The 16,215-nt window shown below is 67.6% G+C and carries 8 protein-coding genes and 1 pseudogene; 3 read left to right on the top strand and 6 right to left on the bottom strand.

The features are described 5' to 3' along the window. The first annotated feature begins 133 nt into the window (after positions 1-133). Positions 134-373, top strand: a complete 240-nt coding sequence (locus tag ACIP9H_RS41920) for a transposase (protein ID WP_401582375.1) — start codon at positions 134-136, stop codon at positions 371-373. Here ACIP9H_RS41920 and ACIP9H_RS41915 read toward each other — a convergent pair. From ACIP9H_RS41915 to ACIP9H_RS41895, 5 genes are all read right to left on the bottom strand, one after another. Then, a complete protein-coding gene (locus ACIP9H_RS41915) occupies positions 302-1,291 on the bottom strand; it encodes a hypothetical protein (RefSeq protein ID WP_401582373.1) in 990 nt (329 codons plus the stop codon). The two genes, ACIP9H_RS41920 and ACIP9H_RS41915, sit on opposite strands and share 72 nt — an antisense overlap. Further along, entirely contained in the window at positions 1,288-2,133 is an 846-nt protein-coding gene (locus ACIP9H_RS41910) for a class I SAM-dependent methyltransferase (RefSeq protein WP_401582371.1), read from the bottom strand. Before ACIP9H_RS41910 ends, ACIP9H_RS41915 begins: the two co-directional genes overlap by 4 nt. A gap of 31 nt (positions 2,134-2,164) precedes the next feature. Then, a complete protein-coding gene (locus tag ACIP9H_RS41905; RefSeq protein WP_401582370.1) occupies positions 2,165-2,674 on the bottom strand; it encodes a topology modulation protein in 510 nt (169 codons plus the stop codon). A gap of 96 nt (positions 2,675-2,770) precedes the next feature. Then, positions 2,771-3,823, bottom strand: a complete 1,053-nt coding sequence (locus ACIP9H_RS41900; protein ID WP_401582369.1) for a hypothetical protein — start codon at positions 3,821-3,823, stop codon at positions 2,771-2,773. Further along, the gene (locus tag ACIP9H_RS41895; RefSeq protein ID WP_401582367.1) at positions 3,820-5,127 is read right to left on the bottom strand and encodes a carbamoyltransferase C-terminal domain-containing protein; all 1,308 of its coding nucleotides are present in this window, start codon (positions 5,125-5,127) and stop codon (positions 3,820-3,822) included. The genes ACIP9H_RS41900 and ACIP9H_RS41895 overlap by 4 nt, the downstream gene beginning before the upstream one ends. Positions 5,128-5,246: 119 nt before the next feature. On the opposite strand from ACIP9H_RS41895, the pseudogene ACIP9H_RS41890 reads away from it, so the two are divergent. Then, positions 5,247-5,387, top strand: a pseudogene (locus ACIP9H_RS41890) (flavin reductase family protein); the annotation flags it as partial. Between the two features lie 758 nt (positions 5,388-6,145). Here the strand turns inward: ACIP9H_RS41890 and ACIP9H_RS41885 are convergent. Further along, positions 6,146-9,493 carry an FG-GAP-like repeat-containing protein gene (locus ACIP9H_RS41885; RefSeq protein ID WP_401582365.1) on the bottom strand — a complete coding sequence of 1,116 codons (3,348 nt, stop codon included), beginning with the start codon at positions 9,491-9,493 and terminating at the stop codon, positions 6,146-6,148. A 713-nt stretch (positions 9,494-10,206) separates the two neighbouring features. On the opposite strand from ACIP9H_RS41885, the gene ACIP9H_RS41880 reads away from it, so the two are divergent. Continuing rightward, positions 10,207-16,215 (top strand): ricin-type beta-trefoil lectin domain protein (locus tag ACIP9H_RS41880; RefSeq protein ID WP_401964206.1); only part of this gene is annotated, 6,009 nt, incomplete at its 3' end.

The following is a 16,215-nucleotide window of genomic DNA, read 5'->3' as shown; positions in this document are numbered from 1 at the left end:
AACACCAAGCCCGAATCAGCCACTACAAACGACGCGGTCACACACCACCCGAAGCTGCCCACCCGTCACGACAAAGACCGTTGCAGTACTAGGGTCCGTCTTCAAAGATCATCGGGTAACGGATCATGGTGGGGTGATACGGCGCCATGAACTCACTGACTGGGAGTGGGAGTTGCTCGCTCCGTTGATACCGCGGGCCGCCACGGGACGACCTCGCGTGGCGGACCGGCAGGTTGTCCACGGCATGGTCTACAAGATCCGTACCGGAGTGTCCTGGCGTGACCTGCCGGAACGCTACGGGTCATGGCAGACGGTCTACACGCGGTTCCGCCGCTGCGCCCTGGACGGCGTGTTCACCCGGGCCCTGCAGTAGATCCAGGTCCGAGCAGACGCGGCCCGCTACGCGGCTATTTCCTCCGGTGTCCTCCAGCGGGGGAGGAGGCGTTCGCGGACGTGGTGGCTTCGGTTGGCGCCCTTGGGGCGGAGGGGCGGTCGTACCTCGATGCTGTGGAGGTATTTCTGGAGGAGGGCGCGGCGCTGGTGGGGGGAGCCCTTGCGCCATGTCCAGGATCAGCTCTGTGTCCATGGTTTGCGGCGTGGTGCTTTCGACGACGGCGATGGCGTCGCGTAGAGCGGAGATCTTCTTGTTGATGCTTCCCAAGAGTCCTTTGGGGCTGGGAGCGCAGGAACGCGATGCAACGGCCGTACCCGTCTGGGCGGTCAAGGCCTGGGGAACTTTTCGGCGGAAGAGAACGTGCTGAAGTGCGGCGAGGTCGTATCCCATCGGGGCGAGGGACAGGTCGTCGGTGTCGACGGTGACGACCTCCCCAGCCCCGGTGATGATGAAGTTCCGGGGGTTGCTGTCCTTGTAGAAGGCGGTAGGCCCCTGCGCGGTCTCTTCCAGCAGGCCGAGCATCGCGTCCAGGGACGCTTTGCCCGGCAGATAGCCCTGCTCGTGGCGTCGTCTCAGCGCGATCTTCCGGGGGCCGAGGTAGTCGTCGAAGGTTGTGCCGTCCTCGAAGTGGTGCGGAGCGCCCAGCGACGCCGACTGCAGGTCGCTGCGCCAGGCGGCACCGTGCGCGTGCCCCAGCAGTTCCGCCATGCGCGGGAGGTCCTCGGGACCTACGGAGTGGCCCTCGACCCGCTCGAACGTCAAGCTACGGGGCCCGACGACGACGAGGGCCGGCTGCCGCAGCGGCTTGGCGTGCCGGCCGATCCACCGGTAGTGACGCACGGCCGCCGCAGCGTGCTCCGGTGTCTCGTAGAACTTGGTGAACTGCGGGAGGGTCATACCTGCCCCTCCTTCGGTCGAGCGACGACGAAGGTGATGAGGGACCGCGTGGTCAGCGGCCGGTCCGGAAGGAACTCGTGCAAGGTCGCCGCCAGAGCCCCGGGGTTGCCATACAGGCCGGGCGCGAGGTCGTACTTCGGGTTCGTGGCCAGGTACTGCGCCAGGTGGTCATGGCCCTCGAAGGTGAAGACGTGCTCCTCGTCCAGGACAGCGATCACGTCGAGTGAGGAGGCGGCCAAGTTGGCGAGGTTGCCGCTGTGCGCCGTGGTGTAGAGGCTCTCGTGCTTGTCGGCACGCACGTCGAGGCCGGCGGAAGCGACGAGCTGGTCCATCTCGCGGTAACTGTCGAGTCCCTTCGTGACGAGCACGGCCAGGCCCGCGGGAGCGAGGGCTCTGGCGACCTGCGCGATGACGTCCTGGGGCCGCGGCGAGTGATAGAGGCAGAACGCAGCGACGGCGACCTCGCACGACCCGGCGGGCAGGGGGAGATCGTGGAAGTCCCCCTCGACGAAGTCCACCGTGCCGTCGGGCAGCTCCTTCGCGCGCTCGCGGGCCTGGGCGAGTAGAGAGGGAGCGGCATCCAGGCCGATGACGCGCTGTGGCCGGAGCTGCTCGGCGATGACCAGGCTGCTCGTGCCGCGACCGCAGCCGATGTCCAGCACCAGGCGGAGGCGATTCGGCCGCGCGTGGTGGGCCCGTACCAGGCTCACGATCGTCTCGGGCACGGGGCGGCCGAAAGTCTTGGCCCGCATCAGGGCATTGGTCCGCCCGGCCAGCCGGGAGGCATGCTCGTACAGCTCCCGCTGCCGGGCGGGGTCCAGGAAGGGGTTGTGCTTATTCATACCGCACCCCCCGTCCGGGGGCGCGGGCCGTTCAGGACTGCGTGGCGGCGATCTTCCGCAGCCAGCGGCGCGTCTGCCGCCGGTTGGCCAGCAACACCACGTCGGCGCCAGCGGCGAATTCCTCGATCTTCGCCATCACGCGGGGCCGCATCTTGCGGCGGTACGTGGCGACGTACTTGATCACACCCCAGTGGATCCGGTTGTGCACGCCGTTGCCCTTGTGCCCCGTCCCGTGCCGGATCTGCCGGGAGAAGATCCCGTACAGCGCCGCCACGGTCGACACATCCATCAGGACCACCGTGTCGCAAGCTTCGAGTCGGACCTGCAGCGTCGAGTTGTAGTTGCCGTCGATCACCCACCGCGGCTGCGCGACCAGCTCGCGCTGCAGCTCGGTGAACTTGTCCATGGGCAGCGCGTTCCACTCGTCGTCGTAGAACGCGGCATCCAGGTGCGTCACCGGCGCGTCGAGGATCCTGCCCAGTTCGCGGGCCACGTGGGATTTGCCGCTGCCTCCGCAGCCGACGATGGCGACCTTCTTCATGGTGCTCCAGCGTAGAGAGGTTCGGGTGTCCGGCGGGACCATCCGCCAGGACACGTTCGGATGATCCAGTAGCCATGTCCTGTGAAGCAGTCCGCATCAGGCAGCTCCCCGTTCGGTCGCGGTGGTCCGGACGAGCCCGTGGAGTACGGATTCCAGGGTGTCGACCTGCTTGCTCAGGCCGAAGAGGCGCAGGCGGTCCACGCACGCGGCGATCAGTTCGGCGTGCTGCTGGGTGCCGGCAACCTGGCGAAGGTAGGAGAGCCGTTCGATCACGTCGCGGCCGGAGTGCACGATCAGCTCCTCCGGCACGAACCGGTCGACGAAGCCGATGTCCGCCGGGGCCAGAGGCACACAGCCGGCCAGCACGGCCTCGAAGATGCGCTGTGTCATCTGGCCGGCGGCGGCGTATCGCTCGGGCAGCATGAGAATCGTGGCCAGGGACCGGCCGTAGATGCCGGCGGCGGCCTCGAACGGGATCCGGCCGAGGAAGTGGACGTGCGGCCAGCGATCGGTCTTGGTCCACTTCCCGGCAACCAGGTGTTCGACGCGGGCGGCGGCCGGGGCGAAGTAGCGGTCGAAAGACTCGTCGCGATCGTACTGGTTGCCCACGTAGCCGAGCGCGAGGTCCCGCGGCTGCGCCGCGAGGGCGACAGGGTCCGCGTGGTCGAGGAGGTCCTCAGCGACGGGGAAGAGCAACGACCACGCGCCCGGGCTCGGGGCGAGGGCGGCCTCGCACACGGCGGTGTGTGCCGTGCGGCGCCACACGCTCTCGGCACGCAGAGTGCGGTCTTTGTCCCAGATCACGGTGGGTGTCTGGTGTCGCACGGTGTAGTGGTTGATGAGCTGGGCCTGGCGGTGCAGGTCGCAGGTATGTCCCTCGGTCCCGCACACGGTGGTGTTGCGGCCGGTGATCGCCCAGCGCCATTCCAGGAACAGGGCGTCGATGCCCGGGGAGCCGCTGTCGAATGTGTAAGCGTTGCCGAGGTTGTCGCGGGCTTCGCGGCGGTCGCGGTCGGCCTGCAGGAAGACGATGTCGTGACCGCGGCCGAGGAGGGCGTCGATGAAAGGGCGGCGGTGGCTGCGGCCACCGTCCGGAGTGTCGGTGACCCCGTTGCCGAGGAAACCCCAGAAGCTGTATCCGATCTTCACTTGGTGATCCACCGCCCTTCGAGGAGCAAGGCGTCGAGCCCGGAGTTGGACAAGCACTCCAGAGCCATCTCCGGCGTCCCGCAGATCGGCTTGCCCTTGACGTTGAGAGACGTGTTGATCAGCATGGGCACGCCGGTACGGCGGCCGAAGGCGGTCAAGACCGCGTGCATGAAAGGGTTCTGCTCCCTGGTGACGGTTTGCAGGCGGGAGGTGCCGTTGGCATGCACGATGGCCGGCACGCGCTCGCGCGTCCTGTTCGTCACGCCGGAGGCCATGGACATGTAGGGCGCCTGCTGGCCGAGGGTGAAGAATTCCGCGGCGCACTCGGCCAGGACCATGGGGGCAAAGAGCCGGAAGGACTCGCGGAACTTCACGGTGGCGTTCAGGCGCTCGACGACACCGGGCTCCAGCGGGGAGGCCAGGATCGAGCGGTTGCCCAGGGCGCGCGGCCCGGCTTCGACGGCTCCCTGGAAGAGGCCGACGATGGTGCCGTGTGCCAGCTCGTCCGCGAGGAACTCCGCGGTCTCGATGCACAGGGTCTTCTGGCGAAGTCCGGGCCAGGGCGTCAGGTCGAGCGGCTGGTCCTCGTACGACGGCCCGAGGTAGCAGGCGCGGGCGACGCCGGCCACCGGCCGTGGGCTGCGGCCGTCGACGTGCACGGCGAGGGCAGCGCCGATCGCTGTGCCGGCGTCACCGGGCGCGGGCGGCACGAAGACCTCGTCGAAGATGCCGGCCTCGATGATCCGGCCGATACTCACGCAGTTCGTGGCGACTCCGCCTCCCACGCACAGGCGCCGGGCCATGTGCCGATCACTGTCGTTGATGAGGTTCATGCGGCCGCCGGTGGCGCCGATCACCGGACGTTTGACGTACTCGACGATGTCGATGAGGTCTTCCAGATCCCGCGGTTGGCGAACCAAGTGCTCCAGATCGCAGAAGATCACTCCGTCGATGGTGCCGGCTGCGAGATCACTGAGGAGCTCACGGAACTTCGGACGGATGACGACCCAGTCGATCGTCCCGTTGGCGCGCATGACCTTGCGCTTCTTGAACGCCGAGGTGTCGTTCTCCTTGTAGATCTTGGCGAACGGTCTCCAGCGCAGCCGTGCCCGAGTGTCCTCGGCATCTTCCGCTTGGCGGTCGACTCCGGCTTCGATGCCGAAGCGGTCGGAGGAGATCCGCAGATAGGCAGCCGGCCGTTTGGGCAGGTACGCGGCCAGCTCATCGTTGAGGTTCAGGGTGACGCGGCCGCCGCGTGCCTGCGGCGGAATGAGTAGGTCGTCCCACGCGTACGGCGTGGACATGGGGTGAACTCCGGCGACCCGTGCCTTCCGATACCAGGCACGTTCGTCGGAACCTCGCGTCTGACCAGGGCGGAGAGGGCGGCTGGGATCCGGCCCCGCCGCGGGGGATACTGGCGCCCATGCGAATCGACTTCGATCCCGAGGCCATGGGCCGCACCCCGTTCTACAAGCTGCTGACCTCGGTGGTCGTGCCGCGGCCCATCGCATGGGTGTCGACCCTGAGCGAGGCGGGAACGGCGAATCTCGCCCCTGCGAAGTTCTGAGGAAAGCGGTAGCGGTCCCGGAGCACGTTAGCCCTGGTCAGGGGTCTGTGCAAGGTGGAAGTTCCCGCGGAGGGCGGTTGGTTGCCTGGTCTGCAGCGTCAGCACCGGTCGCCGTACTACCAGCGCCACCACTTCGTACCGCAGTTGCTTCGCCAGCGGCCGGCAGCGCCCCGCCCAAGGTTGGCGGTTGGTGCGGGCTCGGCTGCTCAGGCCGGGCGAGGGTCGGTGTAGCAGGCAGCGGCAGGCTCCTCCGGAGCGGCGTTGATGCGCCGCGACCCGCAGGCCGAGGAGGAACGGCCGTGGGTGTCGTCGAGGTTGAGGTGAACACCGACGATGTGGAGCTCACTCCCCTCCGGCGCCTCGTCGTGCAGCCGCCGGGCCGAGGGCGGCGGACTGCCAGCGGAGGGATGCTCAGCTCACGTGCCGTCGGACGAGATCGGTGAGAGACCGGGCTCAGGTGCAGCCGCGCCAATGTGCTCGGGGTGGACCGCCGTAGCACCAAACCCACTTGCAGATCCACGGTCTCCGGATCACCGATCCAGCGGCCTCGAAGACCGACGGCATCCTCGAGCCAGAGACCCGTCCGCAGGGCCTGGCGGCAATCATCAGTAAGTTCCCGACCTGAAGCAGCTTGGTCGGCGACTTCGGCCAACCTTTCCTGGCGGACCAGTCATCGACATCAGGCAATGGTCGCCGTTGGCGACCCCACGGTGGGTGCGAGGCTCGCCCTCGCACCCACCGTGCTGGAAACGGCGTTAGCCGAGGGCTTTTTTGACGTCCCAGCCGCTGGTGATGACGATTGTGTCGGAGCCGGGTGTGGTGGGTGTGGCGATGTAGACGTGGACGCTGGTGTCTGCGAGGACGGCCCAGATGTCGGGGATGTTGTCGCCGTTGATGTCGGGTGTGCCGGTGATCATGGGGACGCTGGTGGCGCTCCAGGCGGTGCCGGGGTAGTTGGTGTCGACGCCGAGGAGGGAGGGGGTGCCGTTGGAAAGGGACAGCAGGGTGGTGCCGCCGCGGCTGTCCTTGATGCCGTAGCGCACGCGGAGTTGTCCGGCTTGGCGGACGCGGTAGACGAGGTCGAGGGCGCCGTCGTTGTTGTGGTCGCCGACGGAGACCAAGTCGCGGTCGGGCCATGCGGTGGCGGTGTTCTGGAGGACGGCTTGGCTGAAGGCGCCGCCGGTGTAGCCGAGGAAGGCCCAGTACTGGTTGCCGGAGGTGGCGAACATGTCGGGCCGGCCGTCCTTGTCGATGTCGCCGACGGCGAGGATCTGGTCGTAGGCGCCGGGGGCGGGCACGGTCTCGCCGTTGACGGCCTTGTCGGGGAGGAGGATCTCGGTGCGCTGGGTGATGTCGAAGCTGCCGTAGCCGTCGCCGGGGTAGATGAACAGGCCGGGGCCGGCTCCGTTGTCGGGGTTGTTGTCCTTGTCGGGCATGCGGGCGATGAGGTCGGTGACGCCGTCGGCCTTGAGGAAGTCCCCGTTGTGGGTGATGAGGGCGGGGTTTCCCGCGGGGTCGGTCCAGTAGCCGTCGTCGAGTGTCGAGCGGGGCTTGTAGGCGGCAGGGATGGATGCCTGGATGTCGCCGGTCTTGTCCGCGGCGTACAGGCGCAGGTTGCCGATCTGATCGATGACATACAGGTCGGGTAGCGCGTCGCCGGTGACGTCGCCGGGCGCGTCCTTGTGGTCGCTGGGCGAGACGTAGAACAGGTAGGTCGCGGCGGCCGATTGGTTGCCCGCGCCGTCGACGGCCTTGACGTACAGCACGTTGGGGCCGGCGACCTTGGGGGCGACCGAGACGGTCGTGCTGGCGCCCTTGGCGACGGTCTTGCTGTGGTCGTAGAAGCCGCCGTTGACGGAGTACAGGTAGGTCGTGGTGTCCTTGCTGCCGGCGGGCGACAGGGTGAAGGTTCCCTCGTTGCCGAAGGTCTTGCTGCTCCAGACGGTGCCGGTTCCGTCGTCCTCGGGGAAGTCGGTGGAGTCGATGCCGGGCGGGTTGGGCTTGCTGGAGTCGTAGGTGAACAGGCAGTTTCCGGTGCCCGGTGGCGCGTAGGAGGAGGCGGTGCCGGTGGAGTCGATGGCCCGCACGGTCCACCTGTAGATCTTGCCGTTGGCGAACTTGGCTGCGGCGACGGTGATGCTGGCGTGGCCGTTGGCATCGACGGTGTAGTTGCCGTCGATGATCTTCGTGGTGGCGCCGTCCTGCCACACCTCGAAGTCGAGGTACTTCAGGTCGCCGTCGGGATCGGAGGAGGTCGCGGCAAAGGTCAGGTCGGAGTTGCCGACGCTGCTACTGGGAGTGGCCTCGCAGTCCGGGCCCGGCGTCATGGCCAGCTTGGTCGGCTCGACAGGCTTGTGGTTGTAGGTGATCTTCAGGTACGGGGAGTTGCTGCTGCTGGCCTCGAACTTCTTCCACGGGTACGACGAGGTTTCGTCGGCCGCGCGCAGTCCCACGGTGACCGAGCTCCAGCCGTTGGTGGCGGCGTCCTGGCCCAGTGAGGTGGCGGGGAAGTTTACCCAGTTGTCGGGGCAGCTGCTGTTGTAGCCGTGGGCGACGTTCTGGGCGTTGATCTGCTCGGTCCACGACGGCTGGTTGTTCCAGGTCGTCGCCGAGGAGATGCCGCTGGTCCGCCACAGCTGGACACCGCGCGCGGAGCAGGACCAGGAGTAGGTCTCCAGGGCGTAGAAGGAGGCGGAGGAGACGGCCGCGCCTTTGAGCTTGGTGGACAGGGCCAGCTGGAAGAAGGAGCGGGACAGCCCGGCGGTGGTGGACTCGTAGCCGACGCGGGCGGTGTCGGTGCCGTCGTTGAAGTTGTTGCCGTTCCAGAAGCTGGAGCTCGGGTGGGGCTGGTAGGCGGTGGTCCAGTTGTTGGTGTGCCCGGTGAAGGAGGGGTCGATGAACACCGGGTACACCGTGGAGTCGTCGGTCAGCAGTTTCGCGTCGGGGGTCAGGCTCAGTGCGGTGCCTTCGCTGAGGGTGACCTGGGCCAGCGCGTCGTGGGTGCCGGGCTGCGGCCCGGCAAGCCCGGGCAGAGCCAGCACAGAAGCCGAGTCGGAGGTGTTGGTGAAGGCAGCCGGCCGTACGGCCGACCCGGCGTCACCGGGGGTGCTGTCGCGGAAGGCCGCGTCGGTCTCGTCGTAGGGAGTGTGGGAGTTCGGATCGGGCATGTCCGCGGGATCGTCCGCCGGGGGGTCGACGTCCGGACCGGCCGACGGGGGCGGCTCCTCGGACGGGCGGGGCGGCTGCGGGTCGTCGCCTTCGGTGATGGCGGGCTTGCCGGCGGAGTCCCACATGTACGGCGTGGGGGAGACCGCGATCTCGCGCCCGCTGCTGTCCTTGGCGTGGACGACGTGCGTGACCGGGTCGAGGGTGAAGGCCAGGTCCGGCGAGGTCAGGCCGTACGACAGCTTGGCGAGTTCCGGGTTGGCAGCGGCGTCGGCGTCCTTGACGATCAGGACGTGGGAGAAGCCCGCGTCGCGAGCGGTGAGCAGCAGATCGACCCCGGGCAGCACGTCCTGGTACAGGGCGCGCGGGCCGCTGATGACGGGGGTCGGCAGCAGCCCGGGCCAGGTCAGGGTCAGCTGGTGTCCGTCGGTGCTCCAGGTGACCAGGTCGGTGGAAGCCGTCTCCCCGGCCGTTCCGGTGGTCAGCGCTGTACGTGCCTGGGACCGGGAAGCGTGGTCATCGGCGCTGCGGCTGCCACCGGAGAAGACCGCCGGGTTGTTGACGGCCTCGGGCGCCCAGCCGCCGTCCTTGGTCTGGCGTAGGTCGGTGTCGATCGGCTTCCACACCCCGCCCACCTTCGCGCGGAACGCGATCGCGCGACTGGTCAGCTCGAAGGAGCCGTTGGGCAGGGCGTAGGTGGTGGTGTTCGCGTCGCGCAGCGCGGTGACCTCCACTCGTTTGCCGGAGCTGCGGGCCTGGGCCACGGCGGTGTCCTCGTCCAGCAGCACCGGCGCGGAGGGGGTGCCCGGGCGGTGAGGGGCGTCGGCGTGGTGCAGCGCCGGCAACTGCGTCAGGCCAAGGGCAGCGGCCACTGCAGTGGCCAGCAGGGCACCGGCCCGCCGCCTGGTGCGCGGCAAGCGCAGCCAACGTCCGTCCACGAAACTCGTCCCCTCCCCGACCCGCAGCCAACGCCACGCGATGCACGGCGACGAATGAATCCGCCGCCGAACCCAGCGTCATCTTTGGCTGGAGTTAACCTGATGTTCAACCCTTGGGGGTCAGTGCAGAAATTTCCCAGAGGGCAGGAATGCGCGACCAGATCATGCCCTAAAGATGCACCCCGCGCCACCCTTTGTGGGATTCCATGGCGGATGAAAAGGTGTGAATGCGGCAAGTTCTTCACGTGAGGGACTTGTAATGCGAGTGCGCGCCGGTCGGGCGCGCCCCGCAGGTCAACCCGTCCCTGTTGCTGACCGCATGCGCAGCAGTGGACATCCCGAAGTGCGCTTGCGCGCTTGTGTCCTGATGTGTGGATCATGCGAATGAGGAACCCTTTGCGCCAGATCAGCGGATCTCTGGATGATCTTTCCTGGATGCGTCAATTTTCCATCTATTGCACGTGGCGGATGTCACATGCGCCGTGAAATCAATTGACGGGTGCCTTATTTCGGGCAGAGGCTTCGGCGGATCTTTCTTCGCATCTTCAGGGCAGGCTCTGCGGTTTTCCGCTGTATTCCTGCCTGCCGCCTTGGGGGGCTGCTCGGTGTTTGGTTGGCGTTCGCTTTCGTGGTCCGGTCGTGGCTCCTTGCCGCGTACTGCCGCTGCTCGCCGTCGTGTGCACCGGGTCCGCCTGGGGACCGGGGCGGCGGTCATGGCCGGTCTGCTGGTGGGCCTGCTGCCTGTGCAGGCGGTTGCTGCTCCGCCGCCGGGTGGGGACCGGGCAGGGGTGAACCTGATCGACCTCCCGCCCGAGGAGAAGGCCGCCGACGCGGACACCGGCATCCTGGATGATCTGGCTGGCGAGGCGACGGTCCCGGTGAAGCCGTACGAGCCGGCCGACCCGGTGGTCCCGTCCGGTGAACCGGAAGCCATCGACCTGACCAATCCGGTGGCCGGCGATCTGGTCGAGGCCGACAACCTGCCGGTGCTGCTCGGAGCCCCCAAGGACGCCACTCCGGAACAGGCTGCCGCGGTGGCCGGTACCTGGCAGGTCGGTGTGGCAGCCGATCCTGCGTCGGCAGCCGAGGTCAGTGGTGTCCTGTTGACCGTGACCCCGCCGGCAACGGCCGACGATGCTGCGGTGGACGTGGCGCTGGACTACTCGGACTTCGAGAAGCTCTACAGTGCCGACTGGGCAGACCGCATGCAGTTCGTGGCCTACCCCGAGTGCTTCCTGAGCGACCCGGACGACGAGGCCTGCAACCAGGCCACTTCCTTGGCCACCCAGAACGACAGCACCGCCGGGCAGATCAAGACCACGGTTGACGTCGCCGCGGCGACCGCGGCCTCCGCGACGGCCCGGACCGCATCACTGAACACCGACCACAACGGTTCGGCCGCCTCGGCGGTCTACCATCCCAGCAGCCATGACCGGACCCTGCGGGCGCTGCTGCCCCGGGAGACCGCCGGTGGCGGGTCGGTGGTGCTGGCGGCAACCGACTCCGGGTCCGGTGCGAAGGGCGACTACACGGCAACGCCGCTGTCCAGTGCCGGTACGTGGTCGGCCGGCGGCTCGGCCGGGGCCTTCACGTGGTCCCAGGCCGTCCAGGTGCCTCCGGTATCGGTCGGCCCCTCGCCGAAGATCTCCTTCGACTACAACTCGCAGGTCGTGGACGGGCGTACCTCGGCCACCAACAACCAGGCCTCCTGGATCGGTGACGGCTGGGACTACAACCCCGGCTCGATCGAGCGGACCTACCGCAACTGCCGGGACGACACGAGCGGGAACGCCAACAACGCGTCCCACAAGACCTCGGACCTGTGCTGGGGCTCCTACAACGCCGTCATGTCCCTGGGAGGATCGACGACCGAACTGGTCCTCGATCCCAAGAACTGCCCCGACGGAAACCCGGACGCTGCGGGCTGCGTGTGGGTGACGGCCAACGGCGACGGCACGAAGGTCGAAAAACTCAAGGACACCAGCAACGACAACGGTGACGCGGACGGGGAGTACTGGAAGGTCACCACCAGGGACGGCACCCAGTACTACTTCGGCAAGAACAAGCTTCCCGGCTGGACCACCGGCAAGGACACCACCGACTCGGTCTTCACCGTCCCGGTCGCCGGCAACCAACCCGGTGAGCCCTGCTACAACAGCAGCTTCACGTCCTCGTTCTGCACCCAAGCCTGGCGCTGGAACCTGGACTACGTCGTGGACGTACACGGCAACGCCATGTCGCTGTGGTGGAACAAGGAGACCAACTACTACGCGAAGAACGAGAAGTACACCTCCCCGGTCTCCTACACCCGCGGCGGCTACCTCGCCCGCATCGACTACGGCCAGCGCTCGAACACGCTGTTCACCGCCAACCCGCTCGCCCAGGTGCAGTTCACCGTCGGAGAACGCTGCTTCGACGAGGCCGAGAGCGGTCTGACCTGCAACGATATGGCCTTCGCCTCACGCGACTACGGCAAGTACCGGCTGTGGTACGACACGCCGGTCAACCTGTACTGCGCCGGAACGGCGGGCAAGCGCTGCCCAGTGCCGTCCCCGACGTTCTGGTCCCGCAAGCGCCTTTCGTCCGTGACGACCCTGGCCCAGCGGAAGCAGGGCTCGACCACACCGTTGAACGTCGACAAATACGTCCTGAACCAGTCCTTCCCCCGCACCCTGACGGACACCGCCCCACCGTTGTGGCTGGAGTCGATTCAACGCACCGGCTACACCGTCAACGGCGACACGCTGCAGATGAACGCGGTGGAGTTCTCCCACAACAACCAGGCGATGCCGAACCGGGTCACCACCGGGGACAAGGACCCGCGGCCGGCGTTCGACCGGCTTCGCATCCGCCGGGTCGTCACCGAAACCGGCGGCGAGATCGACGTCGAGTACTCCGCCCCGTGCCCGGCCATGGCCACCTCCGCGCACCCCAAGCCGGAGGACAACGGCACCCGCTGCTACCCGGTGTACTGGAGCCCGGACCCCGATCAGGAGACCATCGACTGGTTCAACAAGTACGTCGTCACCTCCATCACCCAAAAGCCGCGCTTCGACGGCGTCCCCGACCTGGTCACCGAATACCAGTACCCGGATGACGGAGCGGCCTGGGCGAAGAACCAGGCCGAGTTCTCCGAGAAGGCCACCCGCACCTATGACCAGTGGCGCGGCTACTCCCAGGTCACGGTCCTCACCGGCAAGAACGACCCCACCAACGGCATCGTGCGCGGCAAGAGCGTCACTCGCTACTTCCGCGGCATGGACGGCGACCCCCTGCCCGGCAACAGCTCGCGCTCGGTGACTGTCAAGGACTCCACCGGCGCCGACATCGCCGAGGACCTGCCCGCCTTTCAAGGGATGACGTCCGAGGAAATCACCTACACCAAGGCGAACGACGACGGCAGCGGCGGCGAGATCGCCTCTCGCACCGTCACCTATCCCTCCGAGCACCTGCTGGCAACCCGAGCCCGCGACGACAGTCCCGACTTGCAGGCCTACCGCACCCAAGTCGACAAGACCGTCACGGTCACCCCGGCCAGCGGCACCAAGCCTGGCGACAGCCGCACCTCGCGCACTGTGCAGGTGACCACCCAGTACGAGGACACCTACGGGCTGCCCACGCAGGTGGAGTCCCGCGGCGACACCGGCAAGCCCGGCGACGAGACGTGCACCCTCACGTCCTACCTGCACAACACCACCGCCTGGCTGATCGGTCTGGTCCAGCAGACCAGGACCACCGCCGGCACGTGCGACCAGGCAGCCACCGCGACGGGCGACGAAGTCATCTCCGCCTCACGCACCTGCTACGACTACCAGGACTACGGCGCCACCCCCACCAAGGGACTACCCACCGAGGACTGGGGTTCTGACGGGGACGGCACCGGCTGGATCCGTACCAGCAAGACCCACTACGACGACTACGGCCGCGTCGACTCCGCCACCGACGCCAACAACCAGACCGGCACGACGACATACAGTCCGCCGACCGGTCAGGTGTTCTCCACGACCGCCGAGAACGCCCTGCACTACACCTCCACCACCACGGTGGAACCCGGCCGCGGCACCGCCGTGGACGTATCCGACGTCAACGGCCGCACCACGCACTACACCTACGATGCCCTCGGCCGCACCACCGCCGTATGGACGCCCTCGCAGGACCCGGCCACCGACGACCCGGACACGAAGTTCACCTACGACACCACCGTGGGCAAGCCCACGGCCGTGACTACAGAAACCCTCCGTGACAACGGCACCTACGCCCGCTCCATCGCCCTCTACGACGGCCTGGGACGCACCCGTCAGACCCAGACCGATGCCGTCGGCGGCGGACGCGTCGTCACCGACACCCTCTACAACGCCAACGGCACCGTCCGGCGCACCAACAACGGCTACTACGCCGAAGACGCACCCTCCACCGCCCCGTTCGAGCTGAAGTCCGACTTCAACGTACCCAACGCCACCCTCAGCAGCTACGACGGCCTCGGACGGCCCCTGTCGGTCACACCCGTCGAGGGCGGCATCGCGCAGGACGGAACCATCCCGAACGGCAGCACCACCAGGTCGCCGGACAAGACGACCCGCTATATCTACAACTGGGACGCCACCACCGTCATCCCGCCCACCGGCGCTGCTGCGACCCGCAGCTTCACCGACGCCCTCGGCCGGACCACGCAGATCGACACCTTCACCGACGCCCTGCGCGCGGCGTACACCGCCACCACCTACACATACGACCCGCGCGGCAACCGCACCGAGGCCAAGGACACCAAGGGCAACACCTGGTCCTGGGTCTACGACGCTCGCGGCCGTGCCGTCAAGGCGGTCGACCCCGACACCGGGACGACCCAGACGTGGTACGACAACCTCGACCGGCCGGAAACCACCCTGAACGCCAGCGGCATCAAGGTGTGGACCAAGTACGACGCCCTCGGCCGCACCATCGAGCAGCACCTGGGCGATTCCAGCGGCACCCTGCTGACGAAGTTCGACTACGACACCATCCTGGGCGCCAAGGGCCAGCTCGCCTCCGCCATGCGCGACAACGACGGCGTCAAGATCACCACCACCATCACGGGATACGACGCCGAATACCGGCCCACGGGCAAGACCATCACGATCCCGGACAGCCTCACCGACACGTTCACCGACGGCTTGGCCGGCACCTATAACTACGCCTACAGCTACACCAAGACCGGACAGCTGCAGTCCGTCACCGTCCCGGCCGTCGGAGGTCTGGCCCAGGAAAAGGTCATCACCCGCTACAACGCCGACGGCCTGCCCACGTCCACCTCCGGGCTGGACTGGTACACCGCGGACACCACCTACAGCCCCTACGGCGAGGTGACACGGGCCGTCACCGGTGAGATGCCGAACCGGGTGTGGACCACCAACCTGTACAACGAGAACACCGGCCAGCTCACCCGCGCCGTCACCGACCGCGAGGTCATCGGAGCCTCCCGCGTCAACGACCGCACCTACGCTTACGACACGGCCGGCAACGTCACCCAAGTCGGCGACACCGACGGCAGTAGCTACACCGACCGCCAGTGCTTCACCTACGACGCGCTCGGGCAGCTCCACGAGGCATGGACCTCCCCCAACCCCGGTTGCAAGGCCATCGGCCAGACGAACATTGCACCGGTCTACAACGACACGACCGGCAAGGTCACCGCGACCAACGTCACCAGCGCCAACGACGGTTACTGGCAGACCTACAGCTACGACGAACTGGGCAACCGCAAGCAACTCATCGAGCACAACCCCACCGTCACCGTCACCGGCGGCCAGGTCGATACCACCACCGACACCGCCACCGGCTACGGCTACGGCACCAAGGACAGCGGCGGCACCCTCCAGCAGCCCCACACCCTCACCGACATCACCACTGACACCGCCACTGTCGACACCCTGGCCAAGCTCACCTACGACGCAACCGGCAACACCCACACCCGCACCTACGGGGGCAACACCCAGACGCTGGAATGGACCTGGGACGGCAAGATTAAAACCGCCTCCGGCTTCGGCGCCGACGGCAAGGGACAGCTCCTCGGCCTCGACAACAAGTGCCTGGACCTGAAGAACTCCGGAACCACGGTCGGCACCCCCCTCCAGCTCTTCTCGTGCAACGGCACCAAGGCACAGAACGCCCAGCTCGACCCGACCACCGACGCTCTGAAGATCCTCGGAAAGTGCGCCATACCCACTGGCGGTGCCACCACCGACGGCACTCCCGTCACCCTGGCCGCCTGCACAGGTTCCACCGACCAGAAGTGGACCCTGACCGGCGGCACCATCAAGCACCAGACGTCGGGCAAGTGCCTCAACGCCCCCAGCGGTGACGACGCCACCGCGCTTCAACTGGCCAACTGCACGACCGACGCCGGTCAGAAGTGGGCCTTCGCCGACCAGACCACTTACCTCTACGACGCCAACGGCAACCGCATCATCGCCGCAACCGCCGCCTCCCACACGCTCTACCTCGACGACGCTGAATTCTCCACCGATGCCGCCGGCGCCACCGCCTACTGCCAGCGCTACTACGGCCAGGCCGGCGCCCCCGCAGTGCTGCGCCACTCCACCCGTGGCAGCACCACCAGCACGCTGACCGCCATGGTCACCGACAACCACGGCACCGCCGTAGGCACCGTCGGCCTCGACGACACCCAGGCCATCGAACGCCAGCGCACCGATCCCTTCGGCGTCGAACGCGGAACCCAGCCCGGT

The sequence above is a fragment of the Streptomyces sp. NPDC088732 genome (assembly GCF_044751205.1).
Taxonomy (GTDB): Bacteria; Actinomycetota; Actinomycetes; order Streptomycetales; family Streptomycetaceae; genus Actinacidiphila.
Note: the sequence above shows the minus strand (reverse complement) of the source record. Positions and strands in the feature narration are given on the sequence as shown.